At 61.7% G+C, this 17,524-nt stretch carries 11 protein-coding genes and 1 pseudogene; 7 read left to right on the top strand and 5 right to left on the bottom strand.

Going from position 1 to position 17,524, the window contains the following annotated elements; genetic code table 11:
• A pseudogene (locus PHP91_RS14285) lies at positions 1–268 on the bottom strand (tRNA nucleotidyltransferase); the annotation flags it as partial.
• A 75-nt stretch (positions 269–343) separates the two neighbouring features.
• Between PHP91_RS14285 and PHP91_RS14290 the strand changes: the two are divergent.
• The 3 genes from PHP91_RS14290 (at position 344) to PHP91_RS14300 (ending at position 8,950) form a co-directional block, all read left to right on the top strand.
• A complete protein-coding gene (locus tag PHP91_RS14290) occupies positions 344–1,228 on the top strand; it encodes a biotin--[acetyl-CoA-carboxylase] ligase (RefSeq protein ID WP_300142063.1) in 885 nt (294 codons plus the stop codon).
• A gap of 63 nt (positions 1,229–1,291) precedes the next feature.
• A complete protein-coding gene (locus tag PHP91_RS14295) occupies positions 1,292–4,993 on the top strand; it encodes a pyruvate carboxylase (RefSeq protein WP_300142066.1) in 3,702 nt (1,233 codons plus the stop codon).
• Between the two features lie 369 nt (positions 4,994–5,362).
• Positions 5,363–8,950, top strand: coding sequence for a PEP/pyruvate-binding domain-containing protein (locus PHP91_RS14300; protein ID WP_300142069.1), 3,588 nt, complete (start codon positions 5,363–5,365; stop codon positions 8,948–8,950).
• A gap of 72 nt (positions 8,951–9,022) precedes the next feature.
• Here PHP91_RS14300 and PHP91_RS14305 read toward each other — a convergent pair whose 3' ends face one another.
• Positions 9,023–9,313 carry a hypothetical protein gene (locus PHP91_RS14305; protein ID WP_300142072.1) on the bottom strand — a complete coding sequence of 97 codons (291 nt, stop codon included), beginning with the start codon at positions 9,311–9,313 and terminating at the stop codon, positions 9,023–9,025.
• A 147-nt stretch (positions 9,314–9,460) separates the two neighbouring features.
• A complete protein-coding gene (locus PHP91_RS14310; protein ID WP_300142075.1) occupies positions 9,461–9,841 on the bottom strand; it encodes a flagellar protein FlaG in 381 nt (126 codons plus the stop codon).
• A 254-nt stretch (positions 9,842–10,095) separates the two neighbouring features.
• On the opposite strand from PHP91_RS14310, the gene PHP91_RS14315 reads away from it, so the two are divergent.
• The 4 genes from PHP91_RS14315 to PHP91_RS14330 are packed head-to-tail and all read left to right on the top strand — an operon-like array spanning position 10,096 to position 13,520.
• On the top strand, positions 10,096–11,211 hold the full coding sequence (locus PHP91_RS14315) for a FapA family protein (RefSeq protein WP_300142078.1): 1,116 nt from the start codon (positions 10,096–10,098) through the stop codon (positions 11,209–11,211).
• A gap of 3 nt (positions 11,212–11,214) precedes the next feature.
• Positions 11,215–11,964 (top strand): MotA/TolQ/ExbB proton channel family protein, encoded by a 750-nt coding sequence (locus PHP91_RS14320; RefSeq protein ID WP_300142081.1) that lies wholly within the window; start codon positions 11,215–11,217, stop codon positions 11,962–11,964.
• A 17-nt stretch (positions 11,965–11,981) separates the two neighbouring features.
• Positions 11,982–12,752 carry a flagellar motor protein MotB gene (locus tag PHP91_RS14325; RefSeq protein WP_300142084.1) on the top strand — a complete coding sequence of 257 codons (771 nt, stop codon included), beginning with the start codon at positions 11,982–11,984 and terminating at the stop codon, positions 12,750–12,752.
• 9 nt (positions 12,753–12,761) lie between these two features.
• On the top strand, positions 12,762–13,520 hold the full coding sequence (locus PHP91_RS14330; RefSeq protein ID WP_300142087.1) for a flagellar motor protein MotB: 759 nt from the start codon (positions 12,762–12,764) through the stop codon (positions 13,518–13,520).
• A gap of 4 nt (positions 13,521–13,524) precedes the next feature.
• On the opposite strand, the gene PHP91_RS14335 is transcribed toward PHP91_RS14330, so the two are convergent.
• Both PHP91_RS14335 and PHP91_RS14340 read right to left on the bottom strand, forming a co-directional pair.
• Entirely contained in the window at positions 13,525–16,077 is a 2,553-nt protein-coding gene (locus PHP91_RS14335) for a response regulator (protein WP_300142090.1), read from the bottom strand.
• 72 nt (positions 16,078–16,149) lie between these two features.
• Positions 16,150–17,277 carry an ABC transporter substrate-binding protein gene (locus PHP91_RS14340; RefSeq protein WP_300142092.1) on the bottom strand — a complete coding sequence of 376 codons (1,128 nt, stop codon included), beginning with the start codon at positions 17,275–17,277 and terminating at the stop codon, positions 16,150–16,152.
• Positions 17,278–17,524: the final 247 nt, after the last annotated feature.

Raw genomic sequence — 17,524 nt, forward strand, 5'->3', positions numbered from 1 at the left:
AGACCAGTTCGCCGTCCTCGTCGAGGAGCAGGGCGTTGACAGTCAGGTCCCTGGACCGTAGTTCATGTTCCATGAGCTCTGCGCGCGGGAACGAGAATTCGAGCCCCTCCAGCAGAAAGACCGGAAAGGCGTGCCCCACCTCCCTGGCTGCCGGATGCTCGGCCTGGAACGTTTCCTTCGAGGTCTCCGTTACCAGGTAGTCCCGGTCGGCAAAGGATCGCCCCAGGAGCAGGTCGCGGACGGCGCCGCCGGCGAGATATAACTTCATGCGCCAGGATATAGCATAAGGTAAACCATGCTGCCACAAGGAATTTTTCTGTGGAAATCCGGGGACGGGGGCGATGTGCCGCCGTCCGACTCCGCCAGCGTCGCCGCGTCGCACCCGTCCTGGGGGGAGGCCATGGCGGCCTGCGGCCCCTTTGGCGAGGTGGTGGAGGAGGCGGGCTCGACATTTCTCCTTGGCTCCTGTCGCGACGCGCCGCCCACGGTGATCGTCCGGGATTGCGTCACGACCATGACTGCGGCCAGGGGGCTGGCCGGCTCCGGCGTCCTCGGCCCCTGGGGGAGCGTGGCGGCCGTGGAGCAGGGCGGCGGCCGGGGGCAGCTCAGGCGGCCGTGGGTCTCCACCCCCGGCAATTTGCACGTCTCCGTGGTTCTGCCCGGACCGCCCGCGTCCGGCCCGTGGCGCGAGGCCCTGGCCGACCTGCGCCCGCTGCTCCTCGGCTACGTGTTCAGCGAAGTGCTGTTGGAGCTGGGGGCCTATGCGCAGCTCAAGTGGCCCAACGACCTGCTCCTGGAAGGGCGCAAGGTCGGCGGCATTCTCATCGAGGAGGCGAGAAACGTGGTTGTTCTGGGGATGGGTTTGAATCTCGTCGCCTCGCCGCCCGACGACATGATGCGCGAAGATCGTTCGGTCCCGGCCGGGATTCTGCAAATCCCCGACCACCGGCTCACCGCGTTGGGGCTGTGGCGGACGCTTGTAACCCGTGGGAAAAGCGTGTACGAATATTTGCTTGACGACTGGACGCCTGCCCGATTTCTGGTCCGGGTTGCGAACCGTCTTGCCTGGTTGGGGCAAACGGTCCTGGTCCGGGAAGGCGGCGAGGGAAAGTATACGGCGGTCGTCAAGGGGTTGTCTTCCAACGGTGGGCTCGTCATGTCGCGAGGAGAAAGGGACACCGTCCTTTACTCCGGTTCCATATTTCCTCTCCGGACGCCGCGCTTTTGATGCAGCGCGGGGCCCGCGTGACCGGTATTACATTCTTATTGCTCAAGGAGATCAGTGAATTCCATGAAGCCGAAGTCCTTTGAAGAGGTACTCGAAGAGGTTCGGGGCAAGCGGATTCTCGTCGCCAACCGGGGTATCCCGGCGCGCCGTATCTGCCGCTCCATCACGGAAATGTTCGACGCCAAGGCGATCATGACCGCCACCGACGTGGACAAAACCTCTCCGGCCTCCTCCGGCGCCAACGAGCTGCTGATGCTCGGCTCCGATCCGCGAGCCTATCTCGACCTCGATCTGGTCATCCGCGAGGCCAAGGCACACGGCGCGGTCGCCATCCACCCCGGTTGGGGGTTCTGCTCCGAGGACGACAGCTTCCCCGCCAAATGCAAGGCGGCGGGCATCATCTTCATCGGCCCTCCCCAGGAGCCCATGCGCATCCTGGGCAACAAGGTGGCCGTGCGCAAGCTCGCCATCGAGCAGGGCGTGCCTGTCGTGCCCGGCTCCGAGGGCGCGGTATCCATCCCCGAGGCGCGCAAGATCGCCAAGGAGATCGGCTTCCCGGTCATGCTCAAGGCCGAGGGCGGCGGCGGCGGACGCGGCATCTACGAGGTCTACAAGGACGAGGACCTGGAAAACGCCTTTTCCAAGGCGTCCGCCCTGGCCCAGGCCTCCTTCGGCAACCCGCGCCTGTACGTCGAGAAGCTGCTGACCTCGGTCCGCCACATTGAGATTCAGGTTGTGGCCGACCAGTACGGCAACGTTTTCTGTTTTGACGAGCGCGACTGCTCGGTGCAGCGCAACCACCAGAAGCTCGTGGAGATCACGCCTTCCCCGTGGCCCAAGTACACCGAGAAGCTGCGCGCCCAGCTCAAGGAATACTCCAAGCGCCTGGTCCTGGCCGTGGGCTACTACTCCCTGGCCACCGTGGAGTTCCTGGTGGACGCCAAGGGCGTGCCCTACCTCATCGAGGTCAACACCCGGCTCCAGGTTGAGCATGGCATTACCGAATGCCGTTACGGCATCGACCTGGTGGAGGAGCAGATCGCCATCGCCTTCGGCGCAGAGCTGCGTTGCACCGAGGAGAACACCAAGCCGTTCCAGTGGGCATTCCAGTGCCGCATCAACTGCGAGGACCCGCAGAAGAACTTCGAGCCCAACTCCGGGCGCATCACTCGCTACATCTCGCCCGGCGGCCAGGGCATCCGCATCGACTCCTGCGTGGGCGACGGCTACTATTTCCCGTCCAACTACGACTCGGCCGCCGCGCTGCTCATCGCCTACGGCAACTCGTGGAAGAAGGTCGTCGCGCTGATGAACCGCGCCCTGCGCGAGTATATGGTCGGCGGGGTCAAGACCACCATCCCGTTCCACCGCAAGATCGTGGCCCATCCCAAGTTCATCCATGCGGACTACGACACCAACTTCATCCGCCAGAACTTCGCCGAACTCATGGACTACAAGGACCGCGAGCCCGACTCCCTGCGCCTGACCCGGCTGGTGGCCGAGGTTTCCGCCCTGGGCTACAACAAGTACGTTCAGCTCGGCGAGTATCGGGGTCGCGAGGACAGGCGGGTGGGGCGGTTCGCCCTGGCCGAGCCGCCGGAGGCTTCCTCCTGGTTCGAGCAGAGGTTCATGCGCGGCATGGATCGCGACACGATCCTCGACGCCCTGCGCTCCGACCGCGAGGCCGGGATCGTGCACATGACCGACACCACGACCCGCGACATTACCCAGTCCAACAGCGGCAACCGCTTCCGCATGGCCGAGGACGCCATCATCGGCCCTCACCTGGACAAGTGCGGCTTCTTCTCCCTGGAGAATGGCGGCGGCGCGCATTTCCACGTGGCCATGCTGGCCAACATGACCTATCCCTTCACCGAGGCGGCCGAGTGGAACAAGTTCGCGCCCAACACCCTGAAGCAAATCCTGGTCCGCTCCACCAATGTGCTCGGCTACAAGCCGCAGCCCAAAAACGTCATGCGCCTCACCGGCGAGATGATCAATGAGCACTACGATATCATCCGCTGCTTCGACTTCCTTAACCATATCGAAAACATGCGGCCTTTCGCCGAGGTGGCGCTCAGCTCCACCAAGAACATCTTCGAGCCCGCCATCTCCCTGTCCTGGGCCAAGGGCTTCGACGCGAAGCGCTACCTGACGGTGGTCGGCGACATCATCGCCATGTGCGCCGACGTGGCGGGCGTGAGCAAGAAGAAGGCCCAGCGCATGATTATTCTCGGGCTCAAGGACATGGCGGGCGTCTGCCCGCCCCGGTTCATGCGCGAGCTGATCGGCGCCATCGTCAAGAAGTATCCCGATCTGGTCATCCACAGCCACCGCCACTATACCGACGGCCTGTTCGTTCCGACAATGGGCGCGGCGGCCGAGGCGGGCGCGCACATCGTGGACGTGGCCCTCGGCGCTTCCGTGCGCTGGTACGGCCAGGGCGAGGTTCTCTCCACCGCCTCCTACATCGAGGACGAAATAGGCCTGAAGACGCACCTGGACAAGGACATGATCCGGTCCACCAACTTTCTGCTCAAGCAGATCATGCCGTACTATGACCGGTACACGGCCCCGTTCTTCCAGGGCATCGATCACGACGTGGTCCGCCACGGCATGCCGGGCGGCGCAACTTCCTCCTCCCAGGAGGGCGCGCTCAAGCAGGGCTACATCCGCCTGCTCCCGTACATGCTCAAGTTCCTGGAGGGCACGCGCAAGATCGTGCGCTACCACGACGTCACCCCCGGCTCCCAGATCACCTGGAACACCGCGTTCCTGGGCGTGACCGGGGCCTACAAGCGGGGCGGTGAGCGTGAGGTGCGCAAGCTTTTGAACATCCTGGACATCGTCACGCTGTGCAAGGAGGAGGACCTGACCGATCTGGAGCGCGAGGCCCGGCTCGACCTCTACCGGGACTCCAACGACGCCTTCCGCAACCTGCTGCTCGGCAAGTTCGGGCGGCTGCCCCTGGGCTTCCCGGCCGACTGGGTCTACCAGTCCGCCTTCGGCAAGGGATGGGAGGCCGCCATCGCCAAGCGTACCGAGGCTTCCCCCCTGGAGACCCTGGCCGACGTGGACCTGGCCGCCGAGAAGGAGGCCCTTCAGTCCCGCCTGCATCGCCAGCCCACCGAGGAAGAGTTCGTCATGTATCTCAACCATCCGGGCGACGCCATTACCACCATCGACTTCTGCGAGAAGTTCGGCAATATCAACAACCTGCCGGTGGACGTGTGGTTCGAGGGGCTGGAGAAGGGCGAGGTGCTCAACTTCCAGGGCAACTGCAAGAAGCCGCACCGCATGCGCATCCTCGACATCTCCGAGCCGGACGAGAACGGCATGGCCGTGGTCCGCTATGTGCTCGACTCCGAGATCATGAGCCATCAGGTCAAGGTGGCGGAGCCCGACGTGGGCGGCCGCGAGGCCACGCCCATGGCCGACCCTTCCAATCCGTTCCAGGTTGGTTCGCCCAGCAACGGCGACCTGTGGGTCATGCACGTCCGTCCCGGCGACATGGTCAAGACGGGCGAGGAGCTGTTCAACATCTCCATCATGAAGCAGGAGAAGTCGGTGCTTGCGCCCATGGACGGCATGGTCCGCCGCGTGCTCAAGTCCGCCAACTTCACCGAGGACAAGAAGATGGTCCCGGTGGTGGAAGGGGAGCTGCTCGTGGAGCTTGGACCGGCGGCTGGCATCTGCCCCACCTGCAAGACGGAAATGCCCTTCGAGCGGGCCAACTTCTGTCCCAACTGCGGCCAGAAGATCTAGAAAAAATTGTCCGAAAGGGTGAATTGGTTCATTCACTCGATTCGAGCATCTCACCAGAAGGAAAATGGATAAATCGGAGTCGACAGGGTGTAATGCCCTGTCGACTCTTTGTTTTTTTATTGAATTATATGCTGATGCGCCCTTTGTTCGTCGTTGTTGGCAGGAAATATTGTTTGAAAATGGTATATTGGTCGGACCAATAGATTCATTGACGAAGCCGATGGATACCCTGTAAGCGGTGGTTAGCTGAATTCCAGTCTGGGTTTTTTGTTGACTTGTTCATTCCACAATTCAGGTAGCCGCGGGACCCGAAAGGGTGGTTCGGACCAGACGGGCCGCAACGGACCGCGCGCAGCCCCGGAGGAAACAATGGCCAAAAATCAGAAGAAGACCGCCGAGACCGCCGACGCCGAGAAGGCAAAAGCTCCGGCCAAGACGGAAACCCTGAAAAGCAAAATGATTCTGAACGGAGCCGACATCAAGAAAATCGGCGAGGATGCCGAACTGCTGGTGGGCGGCAAGAACTACAACACCGCCATCATCAGTCAGGTCCCCGGCATCAGGGCTCCGGAGTTCCGGGCCATTTCCTCGATCGCCTTCCACACCATTCTGGACGAGACCAAGGTCAACGCGGCCGTGGTCCGCTCCATCGTGGACAAGGAATACAACAACGTCGACTGGCATTCCGACGAGGTCAACCAGGACTCCGACTTCCTGCAGAATTTCGTCCGTCTCGTCGGCAAGAAGATCAACGAGCAGTCCTCCAAGCAGTCGGGCACGCCCATCAAGCTGCGCACCTTCGTCAACAACGTGGTCGAAGGGTTCGCCACCTCCCCGGAGGGCATTGACCAACTGCGCAAGCGTTCCGTGCTCGTCCAGTCGGCCATCCTTTCCGTGACCGTCCCCGAGGAGATCGCCAAGGAGGTCAAGGGCGCGTACCTGGCCATCTGCAAGGAAGCGGGCATGGACGACGTGCCCGTAGCCGTGCGTTCATCAGCCGCAGGCGAGGACAGCCGCAAGAAGGCCTTCGCCGGCCTCCAGGACACCTATCTCAATATTATAGGGGCCGACGGCTGCCTCGAAGCCTACCACTGGGACTGCGCTTCGGCCTACAACCTGCGCTCCATGACCTACCGCCGAGAGGCCATTCTCGACGCCATCACCAAGGCCGAGGAGACGGGCGACGATTCCATCGCCGAACGCGCCAAGAAGGAGTGGGCCATCGAGCACACTTCCCTCTCGGTCTGCCTCATGCGCATGATCAACCCGATCATCTCAGGCACGGCCTTCTCGGCCGATACCGCCACCGGCTGCCGGGGCACGGACCGCAACGACCTAGTCTCCATCGACGCCAGCTACGGTCTTGGCGAAGCGGTTGTCGGCGGCATGGTCACCCCGGACAAATTTTATGTATTCCAGCGTGATGGCGGCCGCGAGGTGGTCATCCGCTACATGGGCTGCAAGGACAAGAAGATCGTCTACCGCGAGGATGGCAGCGGCACCCACGTAGTCAAGGTGCCGGAGAACGAGGTGACCCGCTGGGCCCTGTCCATCGCCCAGGCCGAGATGGTCGCCCAGGGCGTCCGGGCCATTTCCAAGGCCTACGGCGGGATGATCATGGACACCGAGTTCTGCATCGACAAGACCGACCGCCTCTGGTTTGTCCAGGCCCGGCCGGAGACCCGGTGGAACGAGGACTTCGAGCAGCATCCCCACACCATATTCATGCGCCGCCTGGAAGTGGACAAGAAGGCCATCGAATCGGCCGAGACCCTCCTGGAAGGCAACGGCGCGTCCCGGGGCGCGGGGCAGGGAACCGTAAAGTTCCTGCGTTCCGCCCTGGAGCTGAACAAGATCAACAAGGGCGACATCCTGGCCGCCGCGCGCACCGACCCGGACATGGTGCCGGGAATGCGCATCGCCTCGGCCATCCTGGCGGACGTGGGCGGCGACACCAGCCACGCCGCCATCACCTCGCGCGAACTGGGCATCCCGGCTATCATCGGCATCCAGCGCATCGAGGCCATTCGCTCCCTGGACGGCCAGCAAGTCACCGTGGACGGCTCCCGGGGCAAGGTCTACCGGGGCGAGTTGCCCCTGGTGGAAGTCGGCGGCGAGATCAACGTGGCGGAACTGCCCCCGACCAAGACCAAGGTCGGCCTGATCCTGGCCGACGTGGGCCAGGCCCTGTTCCTGTCCCGCCTGCGCCAGGTGCCCGACTTCGAGGTCGGGCTGCTGCGCGCCGAGTTCATGCTCGGCAACATCGGGGTGCACCCCATGGCGCTGGAGGCCTACGACAAGGACACCCTGAACGACCTGGTGGACGAGAAGCTCAAGCAGATGGACGAGCGGCTGACCAAGGTCATGAAGGAACAGTTGGCCGACGGCCTGATCCGTATGCCGCTCAAGCTGCGTGAATACGTCGGGCTGATCACCGGGCTTTCCAAGAAGATGGACGCCCTGGCCGAGCAGGAGGGCACCCGCAGCACCGATGAGGTGCTGGCCATGCACCGCAAGCTGCGCGAGATGGATCACAAGCTCGACGAACACATCTCCCTGGCCACCGACCGTCTGGACGTGCTCAAGACCTCCATGGACCTGGAGGCCCATGTGGCCGTCATCCTCGGCTTCACCGACATGCTCGATCCCATGCCCGAGGCCCGTTCCGAGGCCTGGAAGCTGCGCCAGGAGCATGAGCAGATCGTGGATGACTACGTCAAGCGGCTCAAGAACGATCCGGAGATTGTCTCCTACCTGGACCAGGTGACCGCCCTGCGTGAGGAAGTGGCCCTCAAGATGGGCCTCAAGTCCGAGATGGACGAGGTCGCCACGTTGCCCGACCGTATCCGCCACCTCCTCGAATCCCGTGGTTACAACTCCGGCAAGGAGAACTACATCCAGACCCTGTCCCAGGGGCTGGCCCTGTTCGCCATGGCCTTCTACGGCAAGGACATCGTCTACCGGACCACGGACTTCAAGTCCAACGAGTACAGGAACCTGCTGGGCGGCTCCCTGTTCGAGGCCCACGAGGACAACCCGATGATCGGGTATCGCGGCGTCTCGCGCAACATTCACGACTGGGAGCTCGAGGCCTTCAAGCTGGCCCGGGGCATCTACGGCGGCAAGAACCTGTGCATCATGTTCCCGTTCGTGCGCACCCTGGAGGAGGCCCGCAGCATGAAGCGGTACCTCAAGCAGGTGCACAACCTGGAATCCGGCAAGGACGGCCTCAAGGTCATTCTCATGGCCGAGATCCCGAGCAACGCGGTCCTGTGCAAGGAATTCATCAAGGAAGTCGACGGCTTCTCCATCGGGTCCAACGACATGACCCAGATGGTGCTGGCCACCGACCGCGACAACGCCAGCCTTCAGCATATCTACGACGAGGAGGACCCGGCCGTGGTCTGGGCCATCCTCTCCGCCATCTTCGCCGGGCAGAAGTACGGCAAGAAGGTCGGCTTCTGCGGCCAGGGCGTCAGCAACAGCGTCATCCTGCGCGGCCTGGTGGCCATCGCGGGCATCGTCTCCGCCTCGGTCGTGCCGGACACCTACCTCCAGACCAAGCTCGACATGGCGGAAGTGGAGAGCGAGAGCATTGCCACCCGCGACCTGGGCAAGTGGCTCAAGAAGCAGCACATGCACAACCTGTGCGAACTCCTGGAAGCCAACAGCTACGGCCACATCCTGAAGAAGTACAAGTCCCCCGAGGACTTCATGGAGTGGTACGAGGGCGAACTGGATCGCTTCAGCGAGCAGTTGCGCGAGCACATGGAGACCCCCAAGGAGGAGTTCTACCGCCAGGAAATGCAGCAGTTCCGGTCCATGTTCCACAAGCCGGTCATCTATGCCAGTTGGGATTGGGACTACACGGTCTGGGACGCCATGCGCCACGCCGGATTCGAGTCCTTTGACGAACAGGAGGCCGCCCTGGCCAAGCAGCGCGAAAAGGCCTGGTAACCTGGCGTATCAATGAAAATGGAAAGGCCCCGTCCTCGGACGGGGCCTTTTTCGTCGGCGGGGAAAGGGAGGTTAGGCGATCTTGTCGGCAATGCTGCCGAACCCGGTGTCCAGGAAGCTGTTGACTCCCTGGCGGACGTCAACGTCCGTGCCGGTGGAGCTCAGGTCCGCGCCCGAGCCGAGGTAGTCTTCGGTGCGCGAGGCGACCTCCGCGCCCACGATGGTCTGTTCCGACTCCAGGCGCTCGTTGCTCACGCCGGAGAGGTCTGTGCGGATGGTGTCGTTCGTCATCTCGTAGCCGGACATCTGGTTGTCGACGGCCTTGGACGCCATGGACATGACGGAGATGGAAAAATCGGACATGGCTTCCTCCCGCGGCGTTGCGCGCCGCCTACGCATAATATGCAGCAGGGAAGCCTCCTTGGCAAGTCCGTCCGGCGCGCAAGCGGAAAGCCCCCCCCCGTCCCGTGTGGGGACGGGGGAGGATTCGTACGGATCGTCGGTCTTTGGCTACGAAATCTCGTCGAGGAAGCCGCGGTCGAGGTTCTTCAGTGACTTCGAGAGGTTGACTAGCTCGTCGCTGGGGATCTTGCGAATGGTCTTGCCGTCGCCGTCAATGATCTCCACCTGGACGGAATCGTCTTCTTCCAAGATGTTGAACTTCAACTGGACGTTATTTTGCTCAAGCCGGGTTTCCATTTCGGATACGAGGGTGTTCACGGTTTCTCGCGAAACGCCCTTGGCGCTTGCTGCGCCGCTTGCGCCCGCGCCGTCGGATTCGCTCCGGTTGTTCCGGTCCTGTCCCGGCGGCCTGTCTGCCGCCTTGGCCGGGAAAACGCTCTCCGAGCTGGCTCCCTGCCTGGTTTCGATTACGCTTTCGGGAACATTCATGGCCTCCCTCCCTGGTGTTACACGAATCATCCCGCCTGATTTGCCGCTTACGTGCATTTTATCGGCAACTCGCGGGAAAACTTTAGGGAAGGCCGTTTTTAATGTGATGTCGCAATTTCACCCGGCCGCAACAGTGCCGCATTGACGACGAACGTGAATTGGAATACGATTACTAGTTGTTAAAAATGTTTTATCCCGGTTGGTTGACGCGTCCCCGAAGCGGGCGGTCGCTCAGCATACCGCTCAGAGACTTCATGCCCTATTTGCTGAAACACCATTTCGATCCGGATCTCGACCAGAGCGTGCGCAAGCCCCGGCTGTTGGAGGACGGCAGCGTCGATCATTACGACCTTCACTTCGTGCAGAACGTGGAGGCGGGCAGCGTTATAGCCGAATGGGTGGACCCGGGCGACGAGGAATCGCCCGATCCGCGTTTCATCCATGAAGAAAAGATCTTTCCCGCTGGCAGGGGAACCGGCATCAAGCGGAGCGACGGCGACCGCCTCTTCGCCGCCGTCAACGGCAGCGTAAGCTATCATGAGGGCAAAATCGTGGTCGAGGAGGAAATCACGGTTCCGGGAGACGTGGATTTCCATACCGGCAACATCAATTTTATCGGCAACATGACCGTCGGCGGCAGCGTGCGCAGCGGGTTCATGGTCCAGGGGCGGAACATCTCCGTCCAGGGGCAGGTCGAGGGGGCGCACATCGAGGCCCTGCGCGACCTGCGCTGCCGGGGCGGCGTCAAGGGCAGCAAGGAGGCCTTCCTGGAGGCGGGGCGGGAGATGAAGCTCTCGTTCTGCGAGTTCGCCACCCTCAAGTCCGGCGGCGACATCCTGGTCAAGGGCGCGTTGATGCATACTGACGTGTACTGCGGCAGACGGCTGGCCGTGGGCGGCCGTCTGACCGGCGGAGACATATACTGCCACGAGTACATCTACGTGGGCGAGCAGTTGGGCGGGGGACTCGATACCAACACCTGCCTGACCATGGGGTACGATTCGACGCTGCTGTACGCCGACGCCGAGTACAACCGGCGGATAAAAAAGATATATGAGAATATCAAAACCTATGAAAAGGTGTTAGCAAAAGACAAGGACGCCCAAGCGGATTTGGGCCCCAAGCTTGACGCGGCCCAGCGGGAATATGCTCTGCTCAAGCTGCTCAAGGCCAAGCTATGGGAGGGAATCCGTGGAACCGAGCAGGTGGAGCGCTGTAAGATCCTCGTGCCCGGCGTGGTCAAGCCGGGGGTCGAGATCAGCATCGGATCGGCATTTCTGAGGATAGACGATTTTCTGGAAGACGTGTATTTCTACTATGATAACGGCGAGGTCGGCATCGGGACCTCGGCCAGCAAGAAAAAAAGATAATTTATGGATATTGCAACGCTTATCGGACTCGTGGGAGCCTTCGGCCTGGTCGTCACCTCCATCTTCATGGGGGGCAACGCCGCCGGCTTCGTGGACATCCCCTCCATCGTCATCGTCATCGGCGGCACCTTCGCCGTGGCCTTCGTCATGTTTCCCTTGGGTGTGGTCATCAGGACCATCAAGGTCGGCCTGAAGACGTTGCTGTTCAAGTCCAACGATCCGCAGGAGATCATCCGGCTCATCACCAGCCTGGCGGAGACCGCCCGCAGGGAGAGCCTGGTCGCCCTGGAAAAGGTAAACATCGAGGATCAGTTTCTCAAGAAGGGCGTCATGCTGGTCGTGGACGGCTCCAGCGAGGGGCTGGTCCGCTCGGTCATGGAGATCGAGCTGGAGTTCATGAAACAGCGCCACCGCCAGGGCCAGGCCGTGTTCAAGGGCATGGGCGCCATGGCCCCGGCCTTCGGCATGATCGGCACCCTGATCGGTCTGGTCAATATGCTCTCCAATCTTTCCGACCCGTCCTCCATCGGCCCGGCCATGGCCGTCGCCCTGCTGACAACTTTCTACGGGGCCATCATGGCCAACGTCGTCTTTCTGCCCCTCGCCACCAAGCTGGAGGAGCGCTCGGCCGAGGATGCCCTGTTCATGCAGATCATGATCGAAGGCGTCTCTTCGTTGCAGCGCGGGGACCATCCCACCATCGTCAAGGAAAAGCTCCAGGCCTTCCTGTCGCCCGCCATTCGTGAAGGCTAGGGGACCGCGGGACCGCCATGGCTGACAAAGCGGCTGAAGAAGTCATCCGGCGCAAGCCGCCCGCAGAGCCCCCGGGAGATGAGGGGCTGCCCGCATGGATGGCGACCTTCGCCGACATGGTGACGTTGCTGCTTTGCTTTTTCGTCCTCCTTCTCTCCTTTGCCGAGCAGAGCGAGGAGAAGTACCGCGACGCCCTGGGTTCCATCAAAGGCGCATTCGGCGTCAAGGAGGTGCGGGCCATCTCGGACCAGATGGCCCTGTTCAACACCAGCTCCGAGGCGACCAAGGAGATGGCCTCCCAGATTTCCCACGACGACAGGCTGATTCTGGGGGTCATCATGCGCATCAAATCCCTGCTTGAGAACACGGACAACGACCTCAAGGAGGGCGCGGGCGTCACCGCGGACCGGGACGGCGTGGTCTTCAGCGCCAGCTCATCGGCCATGTTCAAGCCCGGCTCCGCCGAGCTGACCCCCCGGGCCCACGAAATCCTGGACAGCGTCATCAAGGTCCTCAAGGACTACAAGCTGAACCTGGTGGTGCGCGGACACACGGACGACCGGCCCATCTCGACCAGGCAGTACCCCTCCAACTGGGAGCTCTCGGCCGCGCGGGCCGCCGTGGCCCTGGACTACATCCTGCAAAAGGGCGGGATCGAGATCAGCCGCGCCAAGGCCGTGGGCTATGCGGACACGCGCCCGGCCGTGCCCAACGATTCCGAGGAAAACCGCAAGAAGAATCAGCGGGTGGAGTTCTACCTGCACATGCCCCAGCGCGATGCCTGGTAGGTGGATGAGATGGCCAAGGAAGAAGCCGTAGAGCAGGAGGTCGCCGAGCGGGGCGGCCAGTCCGACGGGCCTCCCAGGGAGGAGGGCATTCCGGCATGGATGGCGACGTTTGCCGACATGGTGACGCTGCTGCTCTGCTTTTTCGTCCTGCTCCTTTCCTTCACCAACACCGACGTTACCAACTTCAAGCGGATGCTGGGCTCCATCCAGGACGCCCTGGGCGTCCAGCTCGAAGACAGCAGCGCCCTCAACACTCCCTATGCCGACGCGTCCTTCAAGGAGCGGCGCAGCGTCCGGGAGAGCCGGGAGATCGTCGAGCTTGGTGCGCGGCTCAAGCAGTTCATCCGGGCCAACGACCTGAGCAGCATGGCCCGCGTGAGCAACGACAAGTCCGGCGTCATGCTCCGGTTCAACAACGCGGCCTTGTTCGACAAGGGTTCCGTGGTGCTGACGCCCGATGCGCAGAAGGCGCTGCAAATCGTCATCGCGGGCATGGAAAACAAGGATTTCAACCTGATAATCCGAGGGCATACGGACGGAGCGCTGCCGGAGTCGAGCCTCTACCATTCCAACTGGGAGCTCTCCGCCGCCAGGGCGGCCACATGCCTGCGCTACATCCTCGCCCATTCCGACATTCCGCCGAACCGCATGAAGGCCGTGGGCTACGCCAGCGCCAAGCCGCTGTTCCCCAGCACCACCGAGGCCAACAAGCGCCAGAACCGTCGGGTTGAATTCTTCTACATTCCGGTCGGCCGGGGCAAGTGGTAGGGGCTCAGGACTGCGCGGCGGCCGTGGTCACACGGCGCAGGGTGGCGGCAAGCTGCTCGAACGAGACCGGCTTGGAAATGTAGTCGTTCATGCCGGCCTTGAGGAACTTTTCGCGGTCCTCGGGCATGGCGTGGGCCGTGAGCGCCACGATGGGGATGGTTCTGAACCGTTCGTTGTCCCGTTCGGCCCGGATCTGCCGGGTGGTGTCCAGTCCGTCCAGGATTGGCATCTGTATGTCCATGAAAATGCAGTCGAACGTTTTTTCCCGCAGGATTTCAAGCGCCTTTTTCCCGTTGTCCACGCACAGGGCCTGGTGATGCAGCTTTTCCAGCATTCGGCTGATGGCGATCTGGTTGACCCGGTCGTCCTCGACCACCAGGATGGACAGGTTCTCGGGGTGCATCTGGAGCGTCTGCCGCTCCTGTTTCGGGAGCTGCTGGCCCCGTTCGGGCAGGCCGAGCTGTAGGGTGACGTACATGGTCGTTCCCTGGCCTTCCTCGCTGTCCACCACAATGGTGCCGTTCATCTGGTCCACCAGGTTCTTCACGATGCCCAGGCCCAGCCCGGTGCCCTGGTGGCGGCGGGTATAAGTGCCGTCCACCTGGGTGAACGACTCGAAAACATAGGCGATCTTGTTCGACGGAATGCCGATGCCGGTGTCGCTGATGGTGAAGAGCACGCCCAGGCGGTCCTTGCGGCGTTGGATCTTCAGGGGCTCCACGTACACGGAGATGACGCCGTGTTCGGTGAACTTGACCGAGTTGCCCACGAGGTTGAAGAGGATTTGGCGGATGCGGACCTCGTCGCCGATGAGCTGGGAGGGGAAGCCGGGCTCCATCTCCATCTGCAGCTCCACGTCCTTGGAATTCGTGGCGTGGGTGAAGAACTTGAAGATGGTCTCCAGCACCTCCTGCGGGGAGAAGGGCTGCTCGTGCAGCACCAGTTTGCCCGCTTCGATCTGGGCGATGTTGAGGATGTCGTTGATGACGTTGAGTAGGACGTTGCTGGAGTTGACTGCCGTGTCGATGTAGTCCTTTTGCTCCTGGGTGAGGCCGGTCGCCTGAGTCAACTGGAGCATGCCGAGGATGCCGTTGAGCGGGGTGCGCAGCTCGTGGCTCATATTGGTCAGGAACTCGGTCTTGGCCTGGCTTGCGCTTTCGGCGTCCCCCTTGGCCTTGATGAGCGCCTGCTGGATGGCTTTGCGTTCGGTGATGTCGTCGGCCACGCCGACCAGGCGGACCCGGACGCCTTCCTCGTCGTATATGGGGTAGGCCTGGGCGCGAATCCAGCGTTCCTTGCCGTCCGGCAGAATGATCTTGAACTCCTCGGCCAGGATCAGGCCTTCCACCCGAAGCTGGTTCACGGCCTCGACAACCCGGTGCCGGTCCTCCAGGCAGATGGCCAGGAAGAAGGAGTCGGGGTTGTCGTAGAGCGACTCGCGGGTGCGCGCCCAGATTATTTCGTAGGACGGGCTGGCGTAGATGACGCGGTTGTCCGCGATGTCTGTGATCCAATATACTTCATGAATGTTTTCGACAAGTTGGCGGAAACGTTCTTCGCTCTCCTTGATCTCCGTCTCACGCAGGTTGATCTGCCGGACCATGTCGTTGAACTTTTCTTCGATGATGCTCAGCTCCGTGAACGAGGGCCTGTCGCCGCTTTGGGGCAGCTCATAGCGTCCCTTGGCGGTAAGTTCGATGGACTCGGTGAACTGGGCCAGGGGCAGGACCACCCGGTAGCGGAGCCGATGCTGGAGGAAGTGGGCGAAGATGAAGAACAGGCTGAGGATGATGGTCAGCAGGGCGATCAGGGTGGAAAGGATGGGGAAGAAGACCTTGTCCAGGGGCTTGGCGATGATGAGCCTCCAGTCGGTCTCGGGTACCTTGGAGACGGTGCCGAGGTAGTAGGTGTCCATGTCCTTGTAGATGGACGAGTTGATCCCTTCGAAGGGTTGGTCGGACAACAAGCCGATATTGCTGATGTTGACCTGTTGCTGGACGTTGCTGAAATCGGGATGGGAGATGAGTTTGCCGTAGGCGTCGCACAGGATTATCATGCCCTCGTCGGTCGGGAGGAGGTTGCCGACGTGTCGGTAGAGCTCGCGCAGGCTCAGTTCGCCGATGAGCATGTTGCCGTTGTCCCCGCGCACGCCGATGTAGATGATCGGATTGTCCGAGATCGGCGAAAGGACGGGGGTGGAGAGAATCTTCGGCTCCCGGCCGATGACGGCTGAAAAGCGGGTGATGGCGAGGGGATTGTGGTATTCCAGGGGCGATGAGGCGAGCACCTGGCCGTTGGCGTCCAGGTAGATGAGTCTCTCGAAGTGGTGGTAGGCCTGGATGAAGTTGTTCAGTACCCAGCCGTACCAGAAGGGGTCATAGCGGGTGATGCTTGCCGACAGGGACTCGATCCCGATCTCGGCGTCGCCGATATGGGCGGAAAGGTTGCGGCTGATGGATTGAGACAGGACGGAGTTCTTCATGCGGAACTCCTTGGTTTTCTGATAGACCGTGAATGCGCCCAGAAGGATGATCAGGCAGATGCTGGGTAAGAGCATCCACCGGGTCAGATTTTGCTGAACGATCTGTCGCAGTGACAACTGGGCCATCGGATGAGCCTGGCTGTGGTCTTATCTGACGTTGATGGTTGAAAATTTGCCATCCAGAACCGTGATGATGAACATGTTCCGTTTGGCGTCCCCATATTCGTTGAAGGTGAACTTGCTCACCACGCCCGGCACGGACCTGCCGTTGGAGAGGGCGTCGGCCAGGCCCTCGGCCCGGCCTTTTGTCGTTTGCAGCGCCGCGGCCAGGGCCAGGACCGCTTCATATCCGAACCCTGCGGCATGGTTCGGGTTTTCCCCGAAACGATGCCGGTAGGCCTCGCGAAACTTGATGAATTCCGGGTTGGGATTGTCCTCGGCATAGTCGAGGGCGAGGACCACGCCTTCCACAGCCGGCCCGCCCCAGCGCAGCAGTATTTCCGAGTAGGGCCAGGAGCCGATGAAAACCTGCATGTCCAGCCGGTTGGTGTTGAGCGTCTGAATCAGGGAGACGGCGTCGTAGGCGGGGCAAAAAAGGAGGACGGCCTGGGGCTGAAGGACGATGAGCCGTTGGATGACGGTTTCCCAGTCCATGCTGCTCTTGGTGGAATAGGTGACGCTGGTCAGGACCTTCCCGCCCACTTGATTGAAATTCCGAGCAAAAGTTTTGGCCAGTGGGAGGGTGTAGTCGGCGTAGTCCGTTTCCGTCACGATGACGACGGTCTTTATGTTCAGGGCCATGTTGGCATAGTTGGCCAGTTCTCCGGCCTGGACGTTCTGGTCGGATGATATCTGGAAGAACTGGTCCTTTTTGCCCGTCAGCTCTGGTGGACCGTCAAGGGGGGCGATCAGGACAATGCCATTTTCTTCGAAATAGGGGAAAACGGCCTTTGTCTGTGAGCCGGTGATATGGCCGATTACGGCCACGGCCCCGGCTCCCACAAGTTCCCGGTCAACCATCAGGGCCTTTTCCGGCGTGTTGCCGTCGTCTCGGGCCAGGAGTTGGAGGGAGCGGCCGTTGACGCCGCCCTGTCTGTTGATGATTTCGATGGCGAGTTGGGCGCCGTTGCGGGCGGGGACGCCGAGGGAGGCGAGTTTGCCAGTAAGCTGGCCGGAGAAGCCGATGACGATGGGGGAGGAGTCCGAGCAGGCGGAGAGGGAGGCCAGGAGGGCGGCGAGCAGGATAACTATATGGGCTCTGAACGGGGGGGCCATGTGTGCTTCCGGTTTTTCGATTCCTGGATCGATGTGACGAATGTGTTTTTTCCTAATTGTCTATGGTTATTCAATCTGAACGGCAATTATAATGCGCGGTTCGGCCGGGGCTCGACCTTGTCGAGGCGATCCGCCCCCAGTGTCTTTCAGACGAAAGGGCACCGTTGATTTTTTCCATCCATCGAATTTCCTACAGGACAAAGGACGGCATGAAAAGGTGCAAAGGCAAGTGATATGGCTAAAAAAA

This window comes from Pseudodesulfovibrio sp. (assembly GCF_028692895.1).
GTDB lineage: Bacteria > Desulfobacterota > Desulfovibrionia > Desulfovibrionales > Desulfovibrionaceae > Pseudodesulfovibrio.

Bases quoted from the DNA above. Each gene is read 5' to 3' on its own strand.
- PHP91_RS14295 (WP_300142066.1), top strand. From the start codon at position 1,292: ATGAAGCCGAAGTCCTTTGAAGAGGTACTCGAAGAGGTTCGGGGCAAG.
- PHP91_RS14300 (WP_300142069.1), top strand. From the start codon at position 5,363: ATGGCCAAAAATCAGAAGAAGACCGCCGAGACCGCCGACGCCGAGAAG.
- PHP91_RS14305 (WP_300142072.1), bottom strand. From the start codon at position 9,313: ATGTCCGATTTTTCCATCTCCGTCATGTCCATGGCGTCCAAGGCCGTC.
- PHP91_RS14310 (WP_300142075.1), bottom strand. From the start codon at position 9,841: ATGAATGTTCCCGAAAGCGTAATCGAAACCAGGCAGGGAGCCAGCTCG.
- PHP91_RS14315 (WP_300142078.1), top strand. From the start codon at position 10,096: ATGCCCTATTTGCTGAAACACCATTTCGATCCGGATCTCGACCAGAGC.
- PHP91_RS14320 (WP_300142081.1), top strand. From the start codon at position 11,215: ATGGATATTGCAACGCTTATCGGACTCGTGGGAGCCTTCGGCCTGGTC.
- PHP91_RS14325 (WP_300142084.1), top strand. From the start codon at position 11,982: ATGGCTGACAAAGCGGCTGAAGAAGTCATCCGGCGCAAGCCGCCCGCA.
- PHP91_RS14330 (WP_300142087.1), top strand. From the start codon at position 12,762: ATGGCCAAGGAAGAAGCCGTAGAGCAGGAGGTCGCCGAGCGGGGCGGC.
- PHP91_RS14335 (WP_300142090.1), bottom strand. From the start codon at position 16,077: ATGCTCTTACCCAGCATCTGCCTGATCATCCTTCTGGGCGCATTCACG.
- PHP91_RS14340 (WP_300142092.1), bottom strand. From the start codon at position 17,277: ATGGCCCCCCCGTTCAGAGCCCATATAGTTATCCTGCTCGCCGCCCTC.